Source organism: Dolichospermum sp. UHCC 0259 (assembly GCF_009711935.1).
In the GTDB taxonomy this organism is placed as follows: domain Bacteria; phylum Cyanobacteriota; class Cyanobacteriia; order Cyanobacteriales; family Nostocaceae; genus Dolichospermum.
On the sequence record NZ_VIKX01000014.1, the window covers coordinates 35,791 to 59,940 of the forward strand.

Here is a 24,150-nt window from a genome sequence, read left to right on the forward strand (position 1 = left end):
CCTTAATAACTCAAAAAATCCTTAGAAATAGCAAAGGTTTCGCCAATGATTTCTGATGCTAATTGATCAGATTTGAGTAGAGGATAGTCCTGATGACCATGATATTGATGACCATTAGAGAATGATTGAGATTGTAAATAAATTCCCATCGCTACACTAGGTAGATAGTTAATATTGTAATTTGCCACCTTTTCAGAAGCTACCGAAGCAAAAGACAGATTAAATAAACTGTGCAAAGGTAACTTGTACAGGTCACGGTGGGGAATTAAAATGATTGTTTCTACCCCTTCTAATTCCTGAATAATTGTGGAAATATTCAAGATATTTTGTAACTGTAATAGTTTGGATAGTGTAGCTGACTGTTGCCAATCTGCTAACCATTGTTCAAATTCAATTAAGCGTCTTACTCCCTCTGGAATTGTTTCTATATCTTGGATGGGTGTCAACAGTAAAATGGGAGATGGGGCTTGATCTTTGATAATGAATGTGTGCAAAGCGGCTGGACTAATATGCCAATAAATTATGGCTGTGGAGGGATTCAGCAATTTTTGAATAACGTGATAATTTCCTGACTGAATTTGATAATTTAAATCAGGTATTAACCACTGTAAACAATTATTTTTACCCTGTTCAGCGATTTCCCAAGCTTCTACTAAATCTCCTGTATTTACAGCCAAATCAACTGCTAGTTGTCCCAATCCTGTGAATTTTAGTACCAGTTGTTTTTTATTTTCATCAGAACGAGTGGGCTGAGTGAGTAATTGTTGTAATAATTCAATTCCCCATTTTTGTAGTTCTTGGGCGGCTGTTGTTTCTCCTAAGCAAACCAAAACTTTGACTAGAAGTTGCAAAATTTCTAAATGCAAGTCAGGAAAATCTTCTGGTGTGAGGGTGGATAGTGCGAATTGGTATTCAGACATGGCATGATGCCAATAATCACGAGGTGCAGTTGCTTTTTTGCCTTGCTCGTAATAAGTATTACCAACAGCTATATGTAATCTTCCCCAACCTTCGGGATGAGTATCGGGGCGAAGATGTTTTAAGCCTTCTTGATAACTGGCTAATTTACCTTCATAGCCGCCTAAGTTGAGGGCGGGATTGGCGGCAGAAATGCTACTAACTATCATTAGTGATGATTCTTGGGGGGTGAGATGACCAGCAGCCGCCCCTCTTCCTAGCCAAGCTTCCCAATAGTCTAGTTTAATTTCTAAGGCGCTGTCATAGCAGGAAATGGCTTGAGGGAAACGATCTAGGTAAAATAGGGCTACGGCTTGGTTATACCATGCGGGATGGAAATCTGGTTTAATAGCGATCGCTTGTTGATAGGAGGCGATCGCATCTTCCCGACAACCTAAGTTTTCAAAGGACACACCTCGGTTATACCAAGCTAAATAAAATCCTGGTTGCACAGCCAGGGCTTGGTCCCAAGACTCAATCGCTTCTGACCATTGTTTTAAATTAAATAGCACTACACCCCGATCTATCCATACTTCATGATAGTTTGGTTCGAGATCGAGGGCTTGGTCATAACTAGCGATCGCCTCTGCATATTGCTCAACCACAGCTAAAGCTATACCCCGGTAATACCAAGTTTCCGCATCTTGGGGTTCTAAATTCAAGGCTTGATCATAACTATCAATAGCCTCCCCAATCAAACCTAACTTGAGTAATGCCAAGCCTCTACTAGACCAAGCTTCTTGGTAATCTGGTTTAATAGCGATCGCCTGATCAAAAGAAGCAATAGCCCCATCAAAGTCTCCTAGCTCACCAAGAATACCACCTCGGTTATACCAAACCTTATAGAAATCGGGTTTGAGAGCCAATGTTTGGTCATAAGCAGCGATCGCCTCTGTAAACCGTTGCAAATAAAACAGTGTTAACCCCTGATTAAACCAATACTCATAAGCTTGAGGTTGGATTTGACTAGCTCGTTCATACAAATCCAAAGCCATTAATAAATTTCCAGCCTTAGCTTGCTGCAAACCTTCATAAAAGAAACTTTCTGCCGGATTGGTAACAACCATTTGTGATCTAAATTGCTGCACAATCTGACCATCACGAATTGCCAATTCCGACGCTAACTGCTGAACAAGATTGTTACTTTGTTCCAACTGCACCACCAACTCATCGAAAGTGGATGCTAACTGCGGTTCTAAATTTACCAAAGACTCAGGCCAGCTTCTCTCCCTTGGAGATTCTGGATCAGAAATTACATCCGCAACATTGTGGGAAAATTCCTGAATTTTATGCTCATAACTCTGATAGTCATTTTCCGTCTTGGCTGCATTGTCAAAAATATCTTCAGCCAAAGACCCATTATTACTTAACTCTAGAGACTCACTCGTGAATAGATCCTCACCCCTTGGGGATTGGAGATTACTCACAGTTTCCATTTCCTGATATTGCCAGATTTGCTCCCCAAATTGGCGCAGCAATTCTTGACCGGGAGTATCTAACTCCTCCTGGGTAGGTATGGAAATTTCCAACTCCTGTGACTCTTGCGTACTTTCATATTCCTGATTAAGATTGCGCCGTAATAGCTGCATCCCAATGTCATAGGACAAATTACTAACTTCACCAATCTCCAATTCACCCAGTTTCACCATCCGCTTGGCTAACTGAAGATTCGGTGCGGGAGAAGCTAATAATTTGTCACCAAATATCAATAGCCAATCTATCCAACGGTCAATAGTAATGCGCGGTTCCATCCGCTGCAAATACTTTAATGCCCATTGTTGTCCTCGCGCTTGATGCACTCCTTCTAGGAGTTCGTTAAATAAGGACTCTAGATCCGCATTCGTGAGTTCTGGTGGTTGATCTGCCACCAGGTTGCCTTGACTAGTCCTGGGATCACTTATCCCAAGACTGCCAAAGGGGTACTGTAAAAATCTGTTAAGCCACTGCAAGAGCCACCTGAACATCTGCCAATTTATGGGATTTTCTTTCTCCTAGATTGTAGCTATCGTTGTGTCAAAAAAATTATTAATTACGGAAAGGTCTAGAAAACCTAATAAACCTACGTAACAATACTGATAGCTACACTGAACAAATCAAACTTAAGTGATGGGGATTTGTCGTCATCAGACTGAGTTAAAAATCCTTTTTATACTATTTCACAAAAAGCGCAATTTTACCTAACCTTGTGTTTTCTCAAACTGGAAACTATGATCACAAAAAGTGATTAGCCCCCAGTTTTGATTATACAGACGGTTCGTTCGCTTCATTATACTGATTAACCAATACCTGAATAATCTCTTCGGGATTTTGTGTTTCCACTCCTAATTGTTGGGAGATTTGTTCACATAGGGTCTCATCCTGTTGCAACATAATCAAGAGTTCATCTAGGGTAACAGTCTTGTATTCCCCTTCTGGTAAATTTTCCTCTATGTTGGCAGATTCAAAGGGGTTATTCTCTACTGCATCAGGACCGTCATATTCCCAAACTGGTTCACCTGGGTTGAGTGTTAAGACTTTCATGCCTATATCGTAGGACAGATTGCTGATTTCCCCAACTTCCAACTCGCCAAGTTGGACTAATCTTGTTGCTAATTCATTATGAGGTTTAGCTGATGCTAATAATCTGTCTCCAAAACGAATTAACCATTCTAACCATTGTTGGGTGCTAACACGATGTTCAAGATTATGTAACCATTTTTGCGCCCAAGCTTGTCCCTTGACCTGATGAACCCCTTCTAGTAGCTCTGTAAATAGAAATTCTAAATCTGTATCACTTAGGGGTGGTGCTACTTGTGTGGGGACTTCCTCTCGACTGGGGGTGAGATTTTGTTTACCAGCAAACAAGCGCTGAAAAAATTTTTTGAGCCATTGAATTAGCCGCTTGAACATTTGATGCACCATTGATGTTGCCTATTAAAATTTTAGCTGTGTGAGCGACCAGCGGCTATGTCCAATGGAAAATTGCCATGAGTTGTTAGAATAGTAAAACCCAAAAATTTACCTGGGATATACGGATTTAAACCTGTCTCCATGTCTTACGAACCCCTGCACCATAAGTATCGGCCAAAGAGCTTCGCTGAACTGGTGGGTCAAGAGGCGATCGCTACTACCCTAACAAATGCCATTCTTTCAGCGAAAATCGCCCCTGCCTATTTGTTCACTGGCCCCAGAGGTACAGGAAAAACTTCCAGTGCGAGAATTTTGGCTAAATCTCTCAATTGTCTTCAAGGCAACCAACCAACCCCCCAACCCTGCGGCGTTTGTGAAATCTGTCAGGGTATTACTAAAGGCTATTCTACCGATGTTATTGAAATTGACGCTGCTAGTAACACGGGTGTTGATAACATCCGGGAACTAATTGAACGGGCGCAGTTTGCCCCGATGCAGTGCCGTTATAAAGTGTATGTGATTGATGAATGTCATATGTTAAGTACCGCAGCGTTCAATGCGTTACTTAAAACCCTAGAAGAACCACCTAAGCACGTTGTTTTCGTTCTGGCGACAACAGACCCCCAAAGGGTATTACCAACAATTATTTCTCGTTGTCAAAGGTTTGATTTTCGACGGATTCAGTTAGAGGCAATGGTAAAACATTTAACACATATTGCCGATAAAGAAAGTATTAATATTTCCCATGATTCTCTGACTTTAGTAGGACAAATTGCCCAAGGGGGATTAAGAGATGCAGAAAGTTTATTAGATCAATTAGCTTTAGTCGCTGGGGAAGTGACACCGGATAAAGTTTGGGACTTGGTGGGTTCAGTCAGCGAAAAAGACCTATTTGGGTTGTTAGAAGCGATCGCTCAAGATCAAGCAGAAATAGTCCTAGACACTACCCGAAAAATCCTCGATAGAGGACGAGAACCCCTAATTATTCTCCAAAATCTCGCCGCTTTTTATCGAGATTTTCTCATCGCTAAAACTGCCCCCAATCGTCAAGATTTAGTTGCTTGTACTCAGTCAACCTGGACATCATTAGTTGAATTTGCCCAGAAATTTGACATCAGTACCATCTTACTAGGACAACAACACCTGAGAACAGCCGAAGTCCAACTAAAAAATACCACTCAACCCCGGTTATGGTTAGAAGTCACATTACTAGGATTATTACCCAGCGCTAATATTCAAATCCAAACTGCAAATATCCCGCCAAGAACCAATACAACCGCACCACCAGCATATCCACCCGTTGCTGCACCACCAGCATATCCACCCACAAATCACAATCCATCTGTTAATTTCGCACCACCACCCCCAGAACCTGTATCTTCACCACCCACAAACCTTCAACCAGCCACAGTACAACCAGCAGCAGAAGGTTCACAACACGATTTAACTCAACTGTGGCAACAAGTTCGTGGACATATTCAGCAACTACCCACGCAGGCATTACTGGGTCAAATGTGCCATTTATTGGAATTTAATGGTCATACTGCCCGTGTAGGTGTAAAAGCGGTTTGGTATGACAAAGTGAAATCTTATTTACCTATTATTACCACAGCCTTTAGACAAACTTTCCAGCAAGAAATTCAAGTTACTTTAGAAAAAGCTACCACTGCAAACGCCACATCTACCAGAAGAAATCCACCACCAACTTCTCCTCCAGTTCAACAACCACCCCAACCTACATATCAACAAACCCCAGAACCACAACCTACACCACAACCCACACCACAACACATACCACAACCAGTAGCTACAGTATCCACACCATTACCAGCACCAGTCAAAATTGAGCCTGTTGTTACCAATGCAGCACCAGTACAAACTATTTCTCCGCCACAGGTATCACCATCTCCATCAAATTGGGATCATGATGGAGTCATTAAAGCTGCGGAAAGTTTAGCAAAATTCTTTTCGGGAGAAATCATTCGGATGACAGATGACAGTTTTCAATTATCGGACTCTGTTAATTCAACAGAAACGCCTGAGATATATGAATCCTATGTTGATGATGAATATATTTGATAGGAGTCAGGAGGTAGGGGCGCAGGGCCTGCGCCCTTTCTTGGGAGTCAGGAGTAAAACTGGGTTGTTGTCTAGCTTTGAATTTACAGCAAATTGTCATCAAACCTGTAACAAGAACTCCTGATCATAAATAAACCTAACGCAATGCCGGTGGCAATCGTGGTCTACCAGTAGAAATTGCATAGTTAATTACTAACAATTGTAACCATAATCCTGGAAAGCGATTTTCTAACCAAGATTGATTCCATTTTAAAAATTTTGGAAACCATGTCCCCAAAATCAAACTGATGAAAGCATGACGAGCAAAGCTCACATAATTACCCAACCAGCGTAATAAATCTCGCCAACCAGCTAATTGCCAAATCCACAATAATAAAGCGGGATTTTTCACGGCTGCTTTCAAAGCTAGACGATTAAAAGTGAACCAATCACAACGGTCTTTAATGAAATTATCTGTAACTTCCGGGGTTTCATCTGTTAATAACCCAAAGAAAGTATTCAGCATCGCATTTACCAGTTGAGGTGCTATGAATTTACCAGTGGGAACCATCATTCCCTTAGAAAACAACCACATTACAGCCACATTACTTTGGTAAGCTCGAATTTTATTTAAGTGTTGCTGACTTAATAAATCATGTTTGAGGGCGATATTTAACAGAGTAGTTAATCGGTCTAAATTGCGAACTAGAGAACCAAACCCAGTAAAAACCAGAGGAGATTGCAAAGAAGCAGCATCACCAATGGCAATTAATCTATCAACGGCAATAGTGCGATCGCTACTATCTACACTAAAATGTCCTGGTATATAGCCAAAAGTGGGTTTTCTCCAGACTAATTTATCCAAATCACAACGCCGATACTCTGGCAAAATCGTGAAAAAATCCTCATACATTTCCAGCAGAGAACCAGGATTTTGCTCATTCACCTCATGATAGTGAAACAGATAAATCGTCAACTCTTCCCCAACCCCAGGAAACAACTCCCAAATCAACTGTCGTCCCCTAGAAATATCCCCATGACTATAGAGAACATCGCCATATTCAGAATCCCAAACCCCAGGCTCAAAGCCCTTTTCAATCACCGCTCCCACCGTTGGACACACACTATCAAAAGCCCGACCACCATTTAATTGCCAAGCAATTGGTGAAGCCGTTCCCATTGCATCTATCAACAACCGTCCACTCACTTGCCGTTCATTGCCACTAGGCAAATGTTTGACATTAATAGCAACTTGTGTAGAACTAATATTCACCTGGGAAAACTCCGTCTCATCCCAAATATCACCACCAGCAGCCTGAAGTTTTTGTCCACATAATGCCAGTAACCTTTCTGAATCTAAAGCTATATTCAAGACAGTAGGAGTGTGGAGAACAGGCGATTTTAACTTAGCAGGATTATTCCCATCAAAAAACTTATTAAAACCGTCCTTATACTCCCTAGAAATAATTTCTGCTAATTCCGCATTTGTTAACAAACCCAAATTGATTAAACTTTGGATTTCATCACGAGAAATATTCCATTCTCTATTCATTTTACCAAAAGGTAATCTTTCCACCAGCAGCACCTTATAGCCCAATTTAGCCATCACCGCCGCATGAATTGACCCCAAAGCGCCACCAATATAAATCAGGTCATACTCAGGACTAGCCGCAGGAGAAAGAACAGGTGATTTTTCCTGACTATTTCCTTCATAAAACACCACTTGCCGGGGCTTTTGCGGATTTCTGACCCCTTCTCGCCACCGTTGTTCCCACCAGTAAGCCCGGTTGAGATGATATTCCCCATTCGGCATTTTCTGAAAATACTTAACAGTTAGGGGATAATAGGGTTCTAACTCTGTAAAAATTGACTTTTGGGCATCAATAACAGGTAATTCCGGGTAGCAATTAGGAAACCGACCTCTAATTTCCTGCGTCAGCGATTCCAGAATCCGTCTCTCCCCCGGAAAAGGTTTATCTCCCCAACGGAATACCTTGAGGTAAGTTGTTCGCTGCACCGACCACACAAATACAGACAGTTCCACATCATCAGCAGTGGGACTTTGAACAGCGCTTCTCAACCGCAAACCATCTGGGGTAATTAATTTTTGTCCATTTTCGACCACAAAATCTGTTTGTAGCCATTTACTAACGGATACTGTATCGGGCGTAGGAATTTCTAAATAAAGAAGTTCTTGCATATTTTTCTGATATCTCCTATCAATCTACTCACTTAGACAGATTAAAAAAAGGCAGAAACTAGGTTAGACTCTGCGCTAATTAACTTCATAAAGATCCCATAAAGAATTTTAATGATTTATCAAGTGTAAGGACTCAGGATACAGAATATCTGATATGGCAGGTAACAGGGAAAAGAAACACAAGAGAAAAATATTCTTCATCCTTCTTTCTGCCTGCTGACTCCTGACTCCTGACCCTTCGACAAGCTCAGGGCATCGCTCCTGACTATCAAGTTTATTGTTCATATTGTAAATTTCCTAAACCCACGCCATGAATTATCCTATCCCAGACAGTCCCCAAGAAATATCTGCACTCAGAAAACAACCAGTTGATGAAGAACTAGTTGCTGCGGTAATTGCTGGTGTAGTTAGAGTTGTTCGCGCACAGGGTCAGTCCTTAGATCAATTAACGACCCAAGTATTAGCGGATGATCAAATGTTAGATAGACAACAAAGACGCTGGTTAAGTCAGTTGGTTACTCAAGCATGGGAAAACTTTCCTTAATACCTACAATATGTACTTGAGAAGGTCATAACTTGCGTTTTTACATCCATGTATTCCCTTTAAGCAAAAGCTCACATTGTGACCTTGCAAAGTATACAAGCCTGGATGCGACAGAAAACTTCCACCCAACCCTGTCCACCACCCAAACCGCCTAAACCTAAGAGAAACCACCCCCCGTCATATCCAAATGCTACAGGTAGGTGTCCTTTGAGGTGTTGTTTAGTTGCTGTTTTATTAAAAGTAATATTTTTGTAGTATAACCACTTCCCTTCTTTCCGCCATCCTACTGTGTCGCCAAAGGATTGCCAAATTTTATCGTCGTACTTTTTCGTTCCCCCCAAACTTTGATAAATCTTTTTCTGGACTGAAAAACCAAATTGTCCATTACTGTATTTAACCCACAAATTATCAATAGTACACAAGTCTTCACAGGGAAAATTATTAATACTCCTAGTATCTAAATAACCTTCTTTTTCTCGCTTTGTAATTGCTAACATCACCCGCGCTGTTTCTTCATCTGCCTCTTTCCATTGTTGGGTTGCGAGTAAATTATACAGTTTTTTGTAGTCTATGCCTGCGGATGATTTTAATTGTATTTCTGGATTGATAAACTGAGGTGTTGAACTACTTTTATGCTGTGGTTGCTGTGAAATAGTCCGAGTATACTTGACAAGTGGTGTATTCACCAAAGCTGGAACAACTAAACCTAACATTTCTCGAAATTCTCTGATTGTTTGGGGACGGTTTACTGGCTCTAATTCCATCCCTTTGAGAATAGCAGAATTTATTCTATTAGTAATATTTTGATTATACTTTTGTGGTGGCGATAAAGTCACATTATCCTCAGCGCGATAATGGGAGGGGATAGGTACTCTCACAGTGAGCAAAGTGTACAAAGTCGCGGCTAGAGCATAAACATCTGTATAATAACCAAAATCTCCGCGCCGTTCATACTGTTCTATAGGTGCATAACCTTCAGTTTTACTCGCAGTCATGGTTCTGATTTTACCTACTTGAAATTCTCTCGCTAACCCAAAATCAATTAATACAGCTTCTTGGGTTCTTTGTCGTAAAATAATGTTACTAGGTTTAACATCTCGATGCAAAAGTTTTCGTTCGTGGACACATTCTAAGGCTTGTCCAATTTGATCAATGTAGCGCAAGGCTTCTGCTTCTGATAAAAAACCATTTTCATTGAAATAGTTGTCAACATAGGATTCTAAATTATCCCCGTCAATATGTTCCATAACGATCGCCTGAAGACCATTTTCCAGAAAAGTATCGTAAACTTGGACAATATGCGGATGGTAGCATTTGGCTAAATCTAAAGCTTCTCTACGAAACTTTTTTTGTCTGTCTATAAAATCTTGTTTTTGTTGTTGTTCACGATTGAGAGTTTTAATAACTACCAGTCTATTTTCTTCCGTATCTCTAGCCTGATAGGTCTCACCAAAGCCACCACCACCGATGACTTTTTGGATGATGTACTGTCCGTTTTGGAGTTGGGTGTTAGGTGTCCAAAGTTGCATAGTGATTTTCAGGACGATTTTTATCTAGTATATATTATTAAAATCATATTCCGCACTGTCAAATGTCATACATTGTAGCGGTATGCACTTAAATAAATACAGTCAGTAAATCGTAAGGCCTTTAGGGGCGCAAGTTATGGGCCTTCAATTGCATTATACCCCAGTGATTACCGCTATAGCACTTTCGGAAATATCATAAATAATTGGTTGGTTGCTCCAGTATTAATACTTATTTTTTAGTGCTTTCTACAGAATGCTACGCAAACAAGTTACGTAAAGGTAAGCGATCGTTCCACCTTCAGATATAATCTATTGTGGGAATAAGACCAAATTGATCGAACAAAAATTACTGAAAGTTAGAAAACACAGCGTTAACACATAAGCTGTTATTCTAGTTTTTTTAATTTTTCCTTAACCTTTAATTATTTATTCCTTAAATAAATTGGGATAAGTTCTCTTTATAGTCAGAAACTTACCCATTTTTTTAGAGATCAAAAAGACTAAAATCTCGGTTGCAGACTAAGTAACAACAAACCTCTAATTGTCAATATAAAAATTATGAATTCAATTCAACTTAACCATATCGGTACTATCAAATTAAGCGGCTCAGAAATTTCTGATTTTGACCCCATATCTCAACGCCTGTTTGTGACTGGAGAATCTGCGAATAAACCTGTTCTCCAAGTAGTGGATGTTTCTGATGCAAATAACCCCACTCAAGTTACTAACATTGATCTTTCTAGTTTAGGCGCAGGAATTCAAAGTGTAGCCGTCAGAAAAGGCATAGGAACTGGAAATAGCATTGTGGCGATCGCTATTTCTGCAACTACAAGTACCGACCCTGGTAAAATTGCTTTTTATGACGCTGTAACTCTCACTAAAATTTCCGAAGTGACAGTAGGTGCTTTACCTGACATGATCACTTTCACTGCTGATGGTAGCAAATTACTTGTCGCCAACGAAGGAGAACCCAGTGAAAATTATGCCATTGATCCAGAAGGTTCAATTAGTATTATTGATGTTTCTGGAGATATTGCCAGTTTAGATAATAGTAAAGTTACAACTGCAAATTTCACGGCATTTAATGGGCAAAAAGAAACTTTAACAGCCGCCGGAGTCAGACTTTTTGGGCTTAATGCCACCGTTGCTCAAGATTTAGAACCAGAGTATATTGCAGTTTCTCCCGATGGCAAAACTGCATTTGTTACCCTACAAGAAAATAACGCCTTTGCAGTTTTAGACATTGCTACTGCTAGTATTACTAAAATTGTTCCATTAGGTTTTAAAAATCATAATTTACCAGGAAATGGTCTTGATGCTAGTGATAGAGATGTTAATGGTACTTCTGGTGGTGGAGGTAAAATTAATATTCAAAATTGGCCAATTTTCGGAATGTATCAACCCGATGCAGTTAGCTCTTTTCAAATTGCTGATAAGACCTATTATATCACCGCAAATGAAGGAGATTCTCGTGTTCGTCCTACCTCAGATGGTACTTTTGGTAATGAAGGATCAATATTTAACGAAGAAGCAAGAGTTTCTAGTTTAGCTCTTGATCCTACAGCTTTTCCTAATGCTACTGAGTTGAAAAAACCGGAAAATTTAGGACGTTTAACCGTTACTAATAAACTAGGAGATACCGACGGAGACGGAGACTTTGATCAACTTTATGCTTACGGCGCTCGTTCTTTCTCAATTTGGGATGATCAGGGTAAATTAGTATATGACAGTGGCGACCAAATTGAACAATTTCTCAAACAACAAACGCCTACATTCTTTAATGCTAATAATGGTTTAGCCACTGAATTTGATACTCGCTCCGATAATAAAGGACCTGAACCAGAAAGTGCAATTGTTGGCATGATTAATGGTATTCCTTATGGATTCGTTGGCTTAGAACGGGCTGGCGGTGGGGTGATGGTTTATAACCTCAGTAACCCAACTGCACCTGAGTTTATTCAGTATATTAGAACTGAAGGTGATATCAGTCCTGAAGGTTTAAAATTCATTTCTGCGGCAGATAGTCCTAATGCTAAACCAATGCTGACAGTTGCTAATGAAGTTAGTAATACTGTTAGCTTTTATGAAATACTTCCCAGTGCGGCACCTACTGTTGAAACCAGCCCCGACTTATTTGATGATGAAGACCCAGGACAGGCTACAGTAGATCAAAATGCAGATGCGGACGACCCGGCTATCTACGTTAATGCGGAAAATTCTGCCAATAGCTTAGTATTAACTGCGGTCAAAAATGCCGGAGTACGCGTTTATAACTTATCTGGGAATTTATTGCAAACAGTGAATCCTGGGGAGATTCGTTATAACAACATTGACTTGCAATATGGGTTTAAACTGGGTGGAGAGTCCATTGATATTGCCGTAGCGAGCGATCGCGGAAATGATAAACTAGTAATCTTCAAAATCAACCCCAACTCTAGCAACGGCAACTATTTAGAAGATATCACCGACAGCAATATCGGGACAATTTTCCAAACTGCACCCTTTGACCCTCCCTACGAACCATCTTCTCGCAGTTCCTACGGACTCACAATATATCGCAGTCCTTTTACCAATGATTACTATGTCTTCACAGGACGCAGAGAAACTGGAGATATAGCCCAGTTAAAATTAATTGACATCGGCAACGGTAAAATTGGTGCAGAAATAGTCCGAGAATTTACTGTACCTACAATTAATGGCATTGACCCGCAAACAGAGGGAATGGTTGTAGACCAAGAAACAGGCATCCTCTATATCGGTCAAGAAAATGTCGGTATTTGGAAATTTGATGCAGAACCCAACGGCAGCAACACAGGTAAACTGATTGATGTAGTCAAAAGTTTGGGTGGTAGCAATTTAGTAGATGACGTAGAAGGACTAACTATCTACTACGGTGCTAACGGGACAGGTTACTTAATCGCATCCAGTCAAGGAGATAACACCTTTGCCGCATACACCCGTGAAGGAAACAATGAATTTTTAGGGCGTTTTGGTATTGGTAACAACGGTGCAATTGATAGCGTCCAAGAATCAGACGGTGCAGATGTCATCAACGTCCCTCTTGGTGCAAATTTCCCCTATGGTCTATTTGTCACCCAAGATGGCAACAACGACCCAGCTAAACTAGTTGAAGATGATGGGGAAATAGAAAACGTCAACAGCAACTTTAAATTTGTTCCTTGGGAAAACATTGCAAATACCCTTCCTGATATCCTCAAAATTGACACCACCAGTTACGACCCCCGCAACCCCGTACTTCAACCCAGATTAACTAATTACGAATTTGACAATTTACCCAAATTAGGAACAACTTCCACCGGTCAAGATATCTTCTTGGGTGGTTTTTCTGGGTTGTACTTCCAAGGGATAGCAGATAATGGCAATCTCAAATTTGTTACCCATACAGACCGGGGCCCCAATGGAGAACCCACAGGTCAAAATAGACCGTTTTTATTACCCAATTTTCAACCAGAAATAGTCAGTTTTGAACTCAATCAAACTACTAATCAAATCACGATTACCAAAAGAACTGGGTTATTTCGTGAAGATGGTACAACTCCATTAACTGGACTTCCCAATGTCCAAGCTGGGGCTGGTGGAACAGCTTACACCGATGAAATTGGCGTTGATTTAAATGGTCAAGTTTTACCTAATGACACATTAGGGGCTGATGTCGAAGGTATCGTGATTGCACCAAATGGCGACTATTGGCTGGTGGATGAATATCGTCCCGCAATTTACCATTTTGATGTCAATGGGAAGTTACTTAATCGTTTTATTCCTCAAGGAACAGCAGCAGCCACAGAACCAGATCAACCCGCAGGAACTTTTGGAACTGAGGTATTACCAGCAGTTTATGCCCAAAGACGGGCTAACCGGGGCTTTGAAGCAGTAGCACTAGAAGGCAACAAGTTATATGCTTTTATTCAGAGTGCCATTGATAATCCTGATGTTACTAATGATGCAACTTCTAGAAATTCCCGTAATTTGCGAATCCTAGAATTTGACATAGTTTCTAAACAGGTAACGGGTGAATATCTCTATCTTTTAGATGATATTACAGGCACAGGTAATGCCAAAACAGATAAAATCGGTGATGCTGTTTCTTTAGGTAATAGTAAATTTGCCGTTGTAGAACGAGATGATAGAAGTGATAATACTTCCAATAAACTTATCTATCAAATAGATTTAGCAACAGCTACTAATATCAATAATCCTGCTAACTTTACTTTGCCAAGTGGTAAGACTATTGAACAATTAAGCCCGGCTGAATTAACTACCGCTGGAATTATTTCTGCTAACAAAACTTTAATTGTTAATGCAGCCCAAGTAGGTTACACCGGAGTTGAAAAATTAGAAGGTTTGGCATTAGTTGCCCCCAACATTCTGGCTTTGATCAATGATAATGATTTTAATGTCGCAGGCACAACAATTCCTGAGAAATTAGGCATTATTGAGCTACCTGATTATCTACCTGTTACTATTAGTGGTACTTCTGGAAACGATACATTATTAGCATCTGCCAGCGGTTATACTCTCCTGGGTTTAGCAGGTAATGACTCCATTGATGGTGTCCCAGGAAAAGGTGGCAATATCCTGGATGGTGGTGCAGGTGATGATGAAATCTTTGCGAAGAAAAATGATACGGCTTTAGGTGGTTCAGGAAATGACGATTTATACTCTGATGGTCAAGGCAATAATACTTTGTATGGTGGTGATGGCAATGATCAAATATTCCCTGATCGGAATGACAAAGTATTTGGTGATGCTGGCAATGATATAATTTACCCCGGTCTTGGTGGTAACACCTTAACAGGTGGTGATGGTCAAGATACCTTTTGGTTAGCTAATGCTGCATATCTGCAAAGTCCCAACATAATTACCGATTTTAATCCAGCACAAGATTTATTAAACGTTAATGTTGATGGCTTTAAGAACATAAATCAACTCACATTTTCACCCCAGGGAGATTCCACCTTAATTAGTGCGAATAGTAATCCCTTAGCTATTGTGAAGAATTATGAATTACCACAGTTTGCTATCACCTCAGCTTCAGCAACAGAAGGAAATATCATAATTTTCACTGTCACTCGGACAGGAAATAATTCGTCTTCACAAAGTGTAACTGTAACTACCTCTATTGCTACAGGTGATACAGCCAGTGATACCGACCTGACTGCAAAAACGGAAACTTTGACTTTTGCACCGGGAGAGACTACTACAACCTTTGCTGTTCAAACAACTCAAGATGTGCTGTTTGAAGGAAATGAGACATTTACTGTCAGTTTAAGCAATCCTACAAATGTATCAATCATTAGTTCTACAAACGCCACAGCCAAAGGAACTATTACTAATGATGATCTAGCGCCCATATTTAGCATTGCTACCGCTGAGGCATCAGAAGGAAATGCTATTAACTTTACTGTAACTCGGACAGGAGATGCCCAGGCTCAACAAAGTGTGACTGTAGTTACCTCTATTGCTACAGGTGATACAGCCAGTGATACGGACTTGACTGCAAAAACGGAAATTCTGACTTTTGCACAGGGAGAAACGACTAAAATCTTCGCTGTCCAAACAACTCAAGATGTCCTATTTGAAGGAAATGAGACTTTTACTGCTAGTTTAAGCAATGCTACCAATGGTGCAATCATTAGTTCCACAAATGCCACAGCCACAGGAACAATTAATAATGATGATGCTGCACCTGTATTTAGTATTGCTGCTGCTCAGGCATTAGAAGGAAGTGCAATTAATTTCACTTTGACCCGCACTGGAGATGCTCAAGCTAACCAAACTGTTACCGTATCTACCTCTATTGAGGCACAAAATACAGCAAGTGCCACTGACTTTAGTGGAAATACTCAAACTTTCACATTTGCACAGGGAGAAACAACTAAAACCTTCCCTGTTCAAACAACTCAAGATTCTCTTGTGGAAGACAATGAGACTTTCACCGTTAGTTTAAGTAGTCCTACCAATGGTGCAATTATTAGTTCTACAAATGGCATAGCTTTGGGAACTATTACTGATGATGATACACCAGCGGAATTTAGAATTTCGGCGGCTGACGCGCTGGAAGGAAATGCTATCAATTTCACGGTGACTCGTTCGAGAGATAATCTGATTGCTCAAAGTGTGACTGTAGCCACTTCTATTGCGACAGATGATACGGCTAGTGCCAGTGATTTGACGGCAAAAACTGAGACTTTAACTTTTGCCACAGGTGAAACTAGCAAAACCTTCACTGTCCAAACAACTCAAGATAGCCTAGTTGAAGGCAATGAAACTTTTACTGTCAGTTTGAGTGATCCTGATAATGGTGCAGTTGTTAGTTCCACCAACGCTACAGCGAAAGGAACAATTAATAATGATGACGTTGATGCTGCTGCATCAACATTTAGTATTGCTGCGGCTTCGGCAACGGAAGGGGATGCAATTATTTTCACCGTTACCCGCACAGGGGATGCTCAATCTAACCAAAGTGTAACTGTAGCCACTTCTATTGCGACAGATGATACAGCTAGTGCCAGTGATTTAACGGCAAAAACTGAGACTTTGACTTTTGCCACAGGTGAAACTAGCAAAACCTTCACTGTCCAAACAACTCAAGATAGCCTAGTTGAAGGCAATGAAACTTTTACTGTCAGTTTGAGTGATCCTGATAATGGTGCAGTTGTTAGTTCCACCAACGCTACAGCGAAAGGAACAATTAATAATGATGACGTTGATGCTACTACATCAATATTTAGCATTGCTACTGCTTCAGCAACGGAAGGAAATGGGATAAATTTCACGATTACCCGCACAGGAGATAATCAATCTACTCAGAGTGTCGCTGTATCTACGGCTATTAATGCAGATGATACCGCTAGTAACAATGATTTGAGTCAGAAAAATGAAACTCTCACATTTGCACTAGGAGAAACAACTAAAACCTTTACTGTCCAAACAACTCAAGATGCACGGGTGGAAAAAGATGAGACTTTTACAGTCAATTTAAGTAATTCCACAAATGGCTCAGTTATCAGTTCTAGTGACAATACAACTAAGGGAGTCATTGTTAATGATGATATTCCTTTGGCAACTCCTAATAATAATTACATCTTTCCGATTAAAGGTGAAGATGATAAAGTTAGGCTCAAAGTTAGTTTATTATCACGCAGTTCTAATTCTATTAATGAGTTAGGTGTGTTTAATGTTGATGATGCTCAAGGAAATATTGATGGGATTGCGCCCGGTGCAGCAGGTTATAATCAAGCAGCCATAAACAGAGCCAAAGTTGTTTTTTCTGCTATTGCTAATTTACCTAATGGGTTTAATAGTGTGGATTCCATTCGGTTAATTAACTTTAATAGTGGTGATAATCTGAAATTCTTTCTGGTTAGAAATGGGACAATAGATTCTGTGAATGCTGGTAGAACTTCATTATCAAATGTATTATTTGCTGATGCTTCAAACCAAAAAATTACAGATTTGGGTACTGATGGTTTTACTGTTGGCTGGGAAGATGGTTCTGGTAATGTTGCTGATTTCAATGATTTAGTTGTGAAGGTTCAATCTACTGATGATAAGTTAGTGATTGGTACGGCATTACAAGGTGGCAACCAAAGAGAAGTGATTGATTTACGAGATATAACCAGTCAAGTGAAGGTAGATTTTTCTGTTCATCGAGAAGCTGCATTTAATAACGAGGTGTACTTCTATAAAATTGATAATGCTGATGGACAAATTGGTAATTTACAGGCAAATGCAGCTAATCGTGCTAATTATTTGCAAATGGCATTGAACAATATTCTCAAAGATGCACAAACGGGTGCAAATATCAGATTTTCCGTTGCTAATCAAGGTATCCAAACGGGGACTGCTATGATTGCGGGGGGAACAATTCTTGCTCCCATGATTGTGGTTAATGGTACGTTGTCTCAGCTTTTAGATAGCGATGCTAATAATAATCCTCAAGTTTATTTCCCATATTTGGGAGTAAATAGTGATGGAGTTGACCACATTCGGTTGTTGGGAAATAATACTTTCGGTTTTGAAGATCTACCAAATGGTGGTGATTTGGATTATAACGATATCATTGTGAAAATGAATTTTACTCAGGTTGTGTAAGTTCAATTGCCAAAGCTAGTTGATACAGGTAGCGACGAGATAAAGAAGTATCTTTTGCTAACTGACGACTAGCTTGGGAACGGGAAATCCCCTGGTGCATAAGTTGTGATAATTCGGCTTTAAGTTCTGTTTCTGTAAGTTGGATTTGACTGGGTGGGTTTCCTGCTACTAGGAGGGTATATTCTCCTTGGGGTTCTCTTTGGGTATAATCAGCGATCGCATCCCCAATACTCCCTCGCCAAAATTCTTCGTATAATTTAGTTAGCTCCCGTGCTATAACTATAGAGCGATCGCTTCCCAATATTGTCCCCAAATCTGCTAAAGTATCCCGCAATCGGTGGGGTGATTCATAAAAAACCAAGGTTCGAGATTCACCTTGCAGAGATTCCAAATATTTCTGGCGCTGTTGACTTTTAGCTGGTAAAAAGCCATCAAAAATAAACCTATCTGTGGGTAATCCAGCGGCACTCAAAGCCGTAATTACAGCACTTGCACCGGGGATAGGAACAACAGTGATACCATTATCAATACAAGCCTTAATTAACTCATATCCTGGGTCAGAAATTCCCGGCATTCCCGCATCACTTACCAATGCGATCGCTTTTCCATATTGTAAATGCTCTAATAATTCGGGAATACGACTATTACTATTATGTTCATGGTAACTAACTTGGGGAGTTTTTACCTGAAAATGCTGTAATAATCTGCCTGTATGGCGTGTATCTTCCGCCGCAATCATATCCACTGCTTGTAAAATTCTCACCGCTCTAAAAGTCATATCTTCTAGATTACCAATGGGTGTAGCGACAATATAAAGTGTTCCTGGTTTGGGTTCAGTTTGCATATTAATCTTGAACACGGATTAAACGGATTTAAGGATTTCACTGAATTAGATAATCTTCAATATAATTTAATTCATTGGTGAATTTCCTTCATTTTCCCAAAATTTACTATTTAACAAAATCTCTAAATTTTCTGGGAAAGGACAAATATCAGGAAAATTAACATCATATTCATTAATTAGGTTATCAACCCCATCTAGATAGCATTCAGAGAAAATTTCTAAAAAATAATTCTGTAAACTAGGAGAATCTCTTAACAATTTTTTTATGTCTTTTTGAGTTCGTTTAATAGTATTTTCCCACCCCCGATAACAGTCAGGTAAGGGGACATAACATCGTTTGAGTGCGTGTTCAAACAAAGTCGTCAAACGATTCTCTAATTCTCGTCTCTCTCTTCCTCCCAAAGATGATACCTCCTCAATTAAATTATTCCAATCAATATCATTAACATTTCTCTCCTTTAATTGCTGAATTGTATTCTCAACCCAGAGAACATAATCTTGATTATAGAGAGTTGTTAGTGGTGCTTTTTCCATTGCTTTTATCTCCTCCTCAATTTCTGCAAATCTATTTTCATTACATCTTTAATCATACAGCGGTTTGATGCTCTTAGGAGGTACATCTTAGCCCCCTCATCGCTTGCGGGGAGGGGGTTGGGGGTGGGGTTCTTGTTCCAGATTTGATGACAATTAGTTGTTAATGAACTTCTCAAACACCTCACCAAAATCTTTCCGCACATAAGTTTCATGAGCATATTTTAACCAATTAAAAGCATACTGATTAATTGATTTAAATTGCTCTTCTGAAGTTGATGTAGTTGTTGAACGACTAACTGTATTAGCTGCGGTATTTAAACTAGTTTGAGCATATTGATGATAAAGGGCATTTTCTCGTTGAATTGAGGCAATTTTCAGTAAAGCTTTGTACAAATCTTTCAAAGGAGCAATATAAGTTTTAGCCACATCAATAGAATAGGATTGATCACCCATATTTAACTTGATTTCGATATCCATATCTATCGTTCCTGCGGTTTCTAACTTCACATCTTTGATAAGATGATGACTATAACTAAAACGTTTGAGTAGACGTTTTTTACTAACCGCAGAATTTCCATCTAGATGAATCAAAGCTAAATTTGTAAAACAGTATTCATCAGTTTTTGACTTAATTAAAAAATAGATTTTTTCCCCTTCTTCATGAATCACATAATCATCACTATCAACTTTATGGAAATCTTCCGGTTTGATCACAGCACCAATATCACTCAAACCTAGTGCATCCATTGCCATATTTTTGAACATGATCTTTTACTCTCTTTTAAAAAAGGACTTTTACTATCCTTCAGTTGATTATATAGCAGTGCTAATTTTTTGGTAAACTTACTTAATAGTTTGACAAGTTTATCAATTACCAATGACCAATTCTGCCTTATTTGTCGGTTTAATTACCTTAGATTTCATTTATCTCGCGGATGCTCCCCCCGAAAATAATCAAAAATTAGTGGCCACTGACTATACTGTAGCAGCAGGCGGACCCGCAACAAACGCCGCTGTCACTTTCAGTCATTTAGGCAACAAATCTACAGTGTTAGTTGCATTGGGTTTGCACCATATCACACAGTTAATTTATAGCGATTTAGAGAATTACCAGGTTGCAATTATTGACTTAGACCCCTACAGGAAAACACCACCACCTGTTTCTTCGATTGTTGTTACGCAAAGTACAGGTAAAAGAGCGGTAATTTCTATTAATGCTGTTAAAACTCAGGCAAATATTACCTCCATTCCTGCAAATATTTTACAAGATATTGATATTGTATTGATTGACGGACATCAAATGGAAGTCAGCAAAATTATTGCCCAAACTGCTAATATTCAGAATATTCCAGTTGTCATTGATGGTGGTAGCTGGAAACCAGGATTTGCAGAAATATTACCTTTTGTAAATTATGCTATTTGTTCTGCTAATTTCTATCCCCCTAACTGCAAAAATCAGGAAGATGTTTTTGCCTATTTGCAAAATTTTAACATTCCTTATATTGCCATTACTCAAGGGGAAAACCCCATCCAATACTTAACTCCTGACCAGTCTGGCGTAGTTAATGTGCCAAAAATACAGCCAGTTGATACACTAGGAGCAGGAGATATTTTTCACGGTGCTTTCTGTCACTATATTCTGGAAACAAATTTTATAGAAGCATTAGCACTAGCTGGGAATACTGCTGCGGAGGCGTGTAAACATTTTGGCACGCGCCCTTGGGTAAACTTAAATGTTTGATATTTAATTATGTTTATTGATTCTCGTCCTCAACTGGATATATTTAACTTTCGTCGGGTTGCTTGGTGGAAACAGGCAGTCGTGGCGATCGCCTACTACATCGCATCCCAATTATCTTATATATTCACCACTTACCCCTCCACAGGATCAACCCCGATTTGGATACCCGGAGGTATTGCCGTCGGACTCATCACTATCTGGGGTTATCCCCTCTGGTTAGGAGTAATGATTGGCGTATTTATCACGGAATTGACAACATATCACGGATGGGAAAATCTTCCTAGTTTCATATTAACCATTTCCATCGTTGCCATTGCCACAGCCGGAAAGCTATTTTCTGTTTATTTGACTGAATCTTTATGTCATAGTCGCTACTTTTTAAACCGAGCTAAAGATACCCTTCAATTTGTAATCTATGGCTGTTTTCTTAGTCATTTACCTGTAGCTATTTTTTGTCCATTACTATTATGTATATTCGGTAAAGCTCCTTGGTCACTTTATTTTAATATTGCCCTATCTTGGTGGTTAGGTGATGCCTTTGGCATCCTTATTTTAACATCCTTAATCTTGGCATGGGAACAAAATATTGTCTCATTTACTCATTTAATAAAACGTTGTTGGCTAGAAGCTACTATTATCTTATTTCTAACATTAATTATTAGTTATTTCATTTATCAAGGTTATGATGCAGAATATCTGTTATTTCCCCTATTGGTGTGGACAGCTTTCAGATTCAAAGAACTAGGCGCAATCCTTTTAATGGTCATAATTGCTGTAATTGAGGCAATTTGTACAGTTAAAGGACATAGTTCATTTGCTAATAAATCTATCCAAATTTCTTTATTGCTGTTGCAGTCATTTATTGCCTGTATTGGTATAACAACCTTAATTTTAAATGCAGTTTTAAATGAAAACAATAAAGTGAAGAGTGATTTGCAAATAGCCAATACTACCCTAGTCACCCAAAATCTGAAATTACAAGAACTTAATAAAATACAAGAAATTGAACGCAAACAGAGAGAAAAAGTTCTCAAAGATTATCATGAAGCTTTAGAAAAACAGTTTACCCTATCTCAAGCCAAGGAAGTAGCAGAAACATCAACCCAAGCCAAAAGTGAATTTTTAGCAAATATGAGTCATGAAATTCGCACTCCTATGAATGGTGTGATTGGTATGGCTCAACTTCTCTACATGACAGAACTCTCAGAGGAACAAAAAGATTTAGTGAATACTATTAAAGATAGCAGCAATGCACTCTTAAGTATTATCAATGATATTCTTGATTTCTCGAAAATTGAGTCTAATAATTTTGATTTAGAACAACGTCCCTTTGTTGTCAAAAAAGTTATCAAATCTGTGTGTAATATTCTTTTTAAACAGGCTTCAAACAAAGGTATTAATGTTAAATATAGAATTCATCCTGATATTCCTCCTCATATCTTAGGCGATGATTCTCGCCTTCGCCAAATTTTAATCAACCTTGTAGGAAATGCAATTAAATTTACCCACGAAGGTCACATTTTTATCTCTGTTATAGTTAATAAAAAATGGAAAAATGAAGATATCGAGTTAATGGTATCTATTCAAGATACAGGAATTGGTATTGAAAAAGATCGCTTAAATAAACTGTTCCAACCCTTTACTCAAGCAGATGCTTCTATTAGTCGTAAATATGGCGGCACAGGTTTAGGATTGGCAATTAGTAAAAGTTTAGTAAATTTAATGGGAGGGACAATTTGGGTAGAAAGTCGCGGACAGATTGGAGGACAGCCTCCCTTAAATTGGACTCCCAAGGTTAACAATGATTATCCCCAAGGTTCAACCTTTAGTTTTACATTTATGACCAAATCAGTTTTGGGTTGTGATTTAATACCGGAAGATGATTCAGTGCAATTACCAAAAAAAGAAAAGGAGATCACCGCACCATCTTCCATGAAAATCCTTTTAGCAGAAGATAACCAAGTTAATCAAAAAGTTGCCCTATATTCTCTCAAAAAAATAGGCTATATTGCTGATATCGCCAATAATGGACTAGAAGTATTAGAGATGTTAAAAAAACAATTCTATGATGTAATTTTAATGGATATGCAAATGCCAGAAATGGACGGGATTACCGCAACTCGAATTATTCGTCAATCTTCCAAGCCTCAACCTTGGATTATTGCTATCACCGCAAATATTTCCGAAAAAGATCGTCAGGCTTGCTTTAACGCAGGGATGAATGACTTTATGACTAAACCAATTCAAGTAGAAGCGCTCGCCGCAGTCATAGAAAAAGCTAAAATCTGAATTCTTATAGACACACTTGAATAAAATCCACAATTTAGAGGGTGTTTGAAAAGTCTCTCATGGTGTATCAAATATTTTTAGATCCCCCTAAATCCCCCTTAACAAGGGGGACTTTGACTCTATTTCCCCGCTTAACAAGGGGGGTTAGGGGGGATCTGTAAGTGCCTAAAATCACAACCTAAAACTTTTCAAACAACCTCTTACACGAAAATCCACACTTGAAACTCTCTCTTCTTTCTTTCTTTCTCCTTCTTCATCCTGACTCCTTCTTCATCCTGACTCCTTCTTCATCCTGACTCCTTCTTCATCCTGACTCCTGACTCCTGACTCCTGACTCCTGACTCCTTCTTCATCCTGACTCCTGACTCCTGACTCCTGACTCCTGACTCCTAACTCCTGACTCCTGACTCCTGACTCCTGCTATAGTATTTAATTTTCCTATTCCACCCA

13 protein-coding genes are annotated in these 24,150 nt (G+C 39.3%); 5 read left to right on the forward strand and 8 right to left on the reverse strand.

The window, feature by feature from the left end; all coding sequences use genetic code 11:
- Positions 1–2 precede the first annotated feature (2 nt).
- Together FJR05_RS01635 and FJR05_RS01640 are read right to left on the reverse strand one after the other, a co-directional pair.
- A complete protein-coding gene (locus tag FJR05_RS01635) occupies positions 3–2,825 on the reverse strand; it encodes a tetratricopeptide repeat protein (protein WP_371416770.1) in 2,823 nt (940 codons plus the stop codon).
- A 373-nt stretch (positions 2,826–3,198) separates the two neighbouring features.
- Positions 3,199–3,858: a hypothetical protein gene (locus tag FJR05_RS01640; RefSeq protein WP_168642510.1), complete on the reverse strand. Its 660-nt coding sequence runs from the start codon at positions 3,856–3,858 to the stop codon at positions 3,199–3,201.
- 129 nt (positions 3,859–3,987) lie between these two features.
- Between FJR05_RS01640 and FJR05_RS01645 the strand changes: the two genes are divergently transcribed.
- Positions 3,988–5,925 (forward strand): DNA polymerase III subunit gamma/tau, encoded by a 1,938-nt coding sequence (locus FJR05_RS01645; protein WP_168642511.1) that lies wholly within the window; start codon positions 3,988–3,990, stop codon positions 5,923–5,925.
- Positions 5,926–6,061: 136 nt separating this feature from the next.
- Here FJR05_RS01645 and FJR05_RS01650 read toward each other — a convergent pair whose 3' ends face one another.
- Both FJR05_RS01650 and FJR05_RS01655 read right to left on the reverse strand, forming a co-directional pair.
- A complete protein-coding gene (locus FJR05_RS01650) occupies positions 6,062–8,104 on the reverse strand; it encodes an NAD(P)/FAD-dependent oxidoreductase (protein WP_168642512.1) in 2,043 nt (680 codons plus the stop codon).
- 108 nt (positions 8,105–8,212) lie between these two features.
- Entirely contained in the window at positions 8,213–8,389 is a 177-nt protein-coding gene (locus tag FJR05_RS01655; protein ID WP_168642513.1) for a hypothetical protein, read from the reverse strand.
- 25 nt (positions 8,390–8,414) lie between these two features.
- Here FJR05_RS01655 and FJR05_RS01660 point away from each other — a divergent pair, with 25 nt between their 5' ends.
- The gene (locus FJR05_RS01660; RefSeq protein ID WP_039200269.1) at positions 8,415–8,648 is read left to right on the forward strand and encodes a hypothetical protein; all 234 of its coding nucleotides are present in this window, start codon (positions 8,415–8,417) and stop codon (positions 8,646–8,648) included.
- 71 nt (positions 8,649–8,719) lie between these two features.
- Here FJR05_RS01660 and FJR05_RS01665 read toward each other — a convergent pair whose 3' ends face one another.
- Positions 8,720–10,177: a serine/threonine-protein kinase gene (locus FJR05_RS01665; RefSeq protein WP_168642514.1), complete on the reverse strand. Its 1,458-nt coding sequence runs from the start codon at positions 10,175–10,177 to the stop codon at positions 8,720–8,722.
- Between the two features lie 558 nt (positions 10,178–10,735).
- On the opposite strand from FJR05_RS01665, the gene FJR05_RS27095 reads away from it, so the two are divergent.
- Positions 10,736–18,292: a phytase gene (locus tag FJR05_RS27095; RefSeq protein ID WP_254446641.1), complete on the forward strand. Its 7,557-nt coding sequence runs from the start codon at positions 10,736–10,738 to the stop codon at positions 18,290–18,292.
- Here FJR05_RS27095 and rsmI read toward each other — a convergent pair.
- The 3 genes from rsmI to FJR05_RS01710 form a co-directional block, all read right to left on the reverse strand.
- Entirely contained in the window at positions 18,276–19,136 is an 861-nt protein-coding gene (gene rsmI / locus FJR05_RS01700) for a 16S rRNA (cytidine(1402)-2'-O)-methyltransferase (protein WP_168642515.1), read from the reverse strand. The two genes, FJR05_RS27095 and rsmI, sit on opposite strands and share 17 nt — an antisense overlap.
- A 66-nt stretch (positions 19,137–19,202) precedes the next feature.
- On the reverse strand, positions 19,203–19,670 hold the full coding sequence (locus tag FJR05_RS01705) for a DUF29 domain-containing protein (protein WP_168642516.1): 468 nt from the start codon (positions 19,668–19,670) through the stop codon (positions 19,203–19,205).
- A 153-nt stretch (positions 19,671–19,823) separates the two neighbouring features.
- Positions 19,824–20,435 carry a PH domain-containing protein gene (locus tag FJR05_RS01710; protein WP_168642517.1) on the reverse strand — a complete coding sequence of 204 codons (612 nt, stop codon included), beginning with the start codon at positions 20,433–20,435 and terminating at the stop codon, positions 19,824–19,826.
- Positions 20,436–20,547: 112 nt separating this feature from the next.
- On the opposite strand from FJR05_RS01710, the gene FJR05_RS01715 reads away from it, so the two are divergent.
- Both FJR05_RS01715 and FJR05_RS01720 read left to right on the forward strand, forming a co-directional pair.
- Positions 20,548–21,411, forward strand: a complete 864-nt coding sequence (locus FJR05_RS01715) for a sugar kinase (RefSeq protein ID WP_168642518.1) — start codon at positions 20,548–20,550, stop codon at positions 21,409–21,411.
- Positions 21,412–21,420: 9 nt separating this feature from the next.
- Positions 21,421–23,700 (forward strand): MASE1 domain-containing protein, encoded by a 2,280-nt coding sequence (locus FJR05_RS01720; protein WP_168642519.1) that lies wholly within the window; start codon positions 21,421–21,423, stop codon positions 23,698–23,700.
- The last annotated feature ends 450 nt before the right edge of the window (positions 23,701–24,150 follow it).

Coding starts and splice junctions, on each gene's coding strand:
- FJR05_RS01645 (WP_168642511.1), top strand. CDS start 3,988: ATGTCTTACGAACCCCTGCACCATAAGTATCGGCCAAAGAGCTTCGCT.
- FJR05_RS01705 (WP_168642516.1), bottom strand. CDS start 19,670: ATGGAAAAAGCACCACTAACAACTCTCTATAATCAAGATTATGTTCTC.
- FJR05_RS01710 (WP_168642517.1), bottom strand. CDS start 20,435: ATGTTCAAAAATATGGCAATGGATGCACTAGGTTTGAGTGATATTGGT.
- FJR05_RS01715 (WP_168642518.1), top strand. CDS start 20,548: ATGACCAATTCTGCCTTATTTGTCGGTTTAATTACCTTAGATTTCATT.
- FJR05_RS27095 (WP_254446641.1), top strand. CDS start 10,736: ATGAATTCAATTCAACTTAACCATATCGGTACTATCAAATTAAGCGGC.
- FJR05_RS01665 (WP_168642514.1), bottom strand. CDS start 10,177: ATGCAACTTTGGACACCTAACACCCAACTCCAAAACGGACAGTACATC.
- FJR05_RS01660 (WP_039200269.1), top strand. CDS start 8,415: ATGAATTATCCTATCCCAGACAGTCCCCAAGAAATATCTGCACTCAGA.
- FJR05_RS01720 (WP_168642519.1), top strand. CDS start 21,421: ATGTTTATTGATTCTCGTCCTCAACTGGATATATTTAACTTTCGTCGG.
- FJR05_RS01640 (WP_168642510.1), bottom strand. CDS start 3,858: ATGGTGCATCAAATGTTCAAGCGGCTAATTCAATGGCTCAAAAAATTT.
- rsmI (WP_168642515.1), bottom strand. CDS start 19,136: ATGCAAACTGAACCCAAACCAGGAACACTTTATATTGTCGCTACACCC.
- FJR05_RS01655 (WP_168642513.1), bottom strand. CDS start 8,389: ATGAACAATAAACTTGATAGTCAGGAGCGATGCCCTGAGCTTGTCGAA.
- FJR05_RS01650 (WP_168642512.1), bottom strand. CDS start 8,104: ATGCAAGAACTTCTTTATTTAGAAATTCCTACGCCCGATACAGTATCC.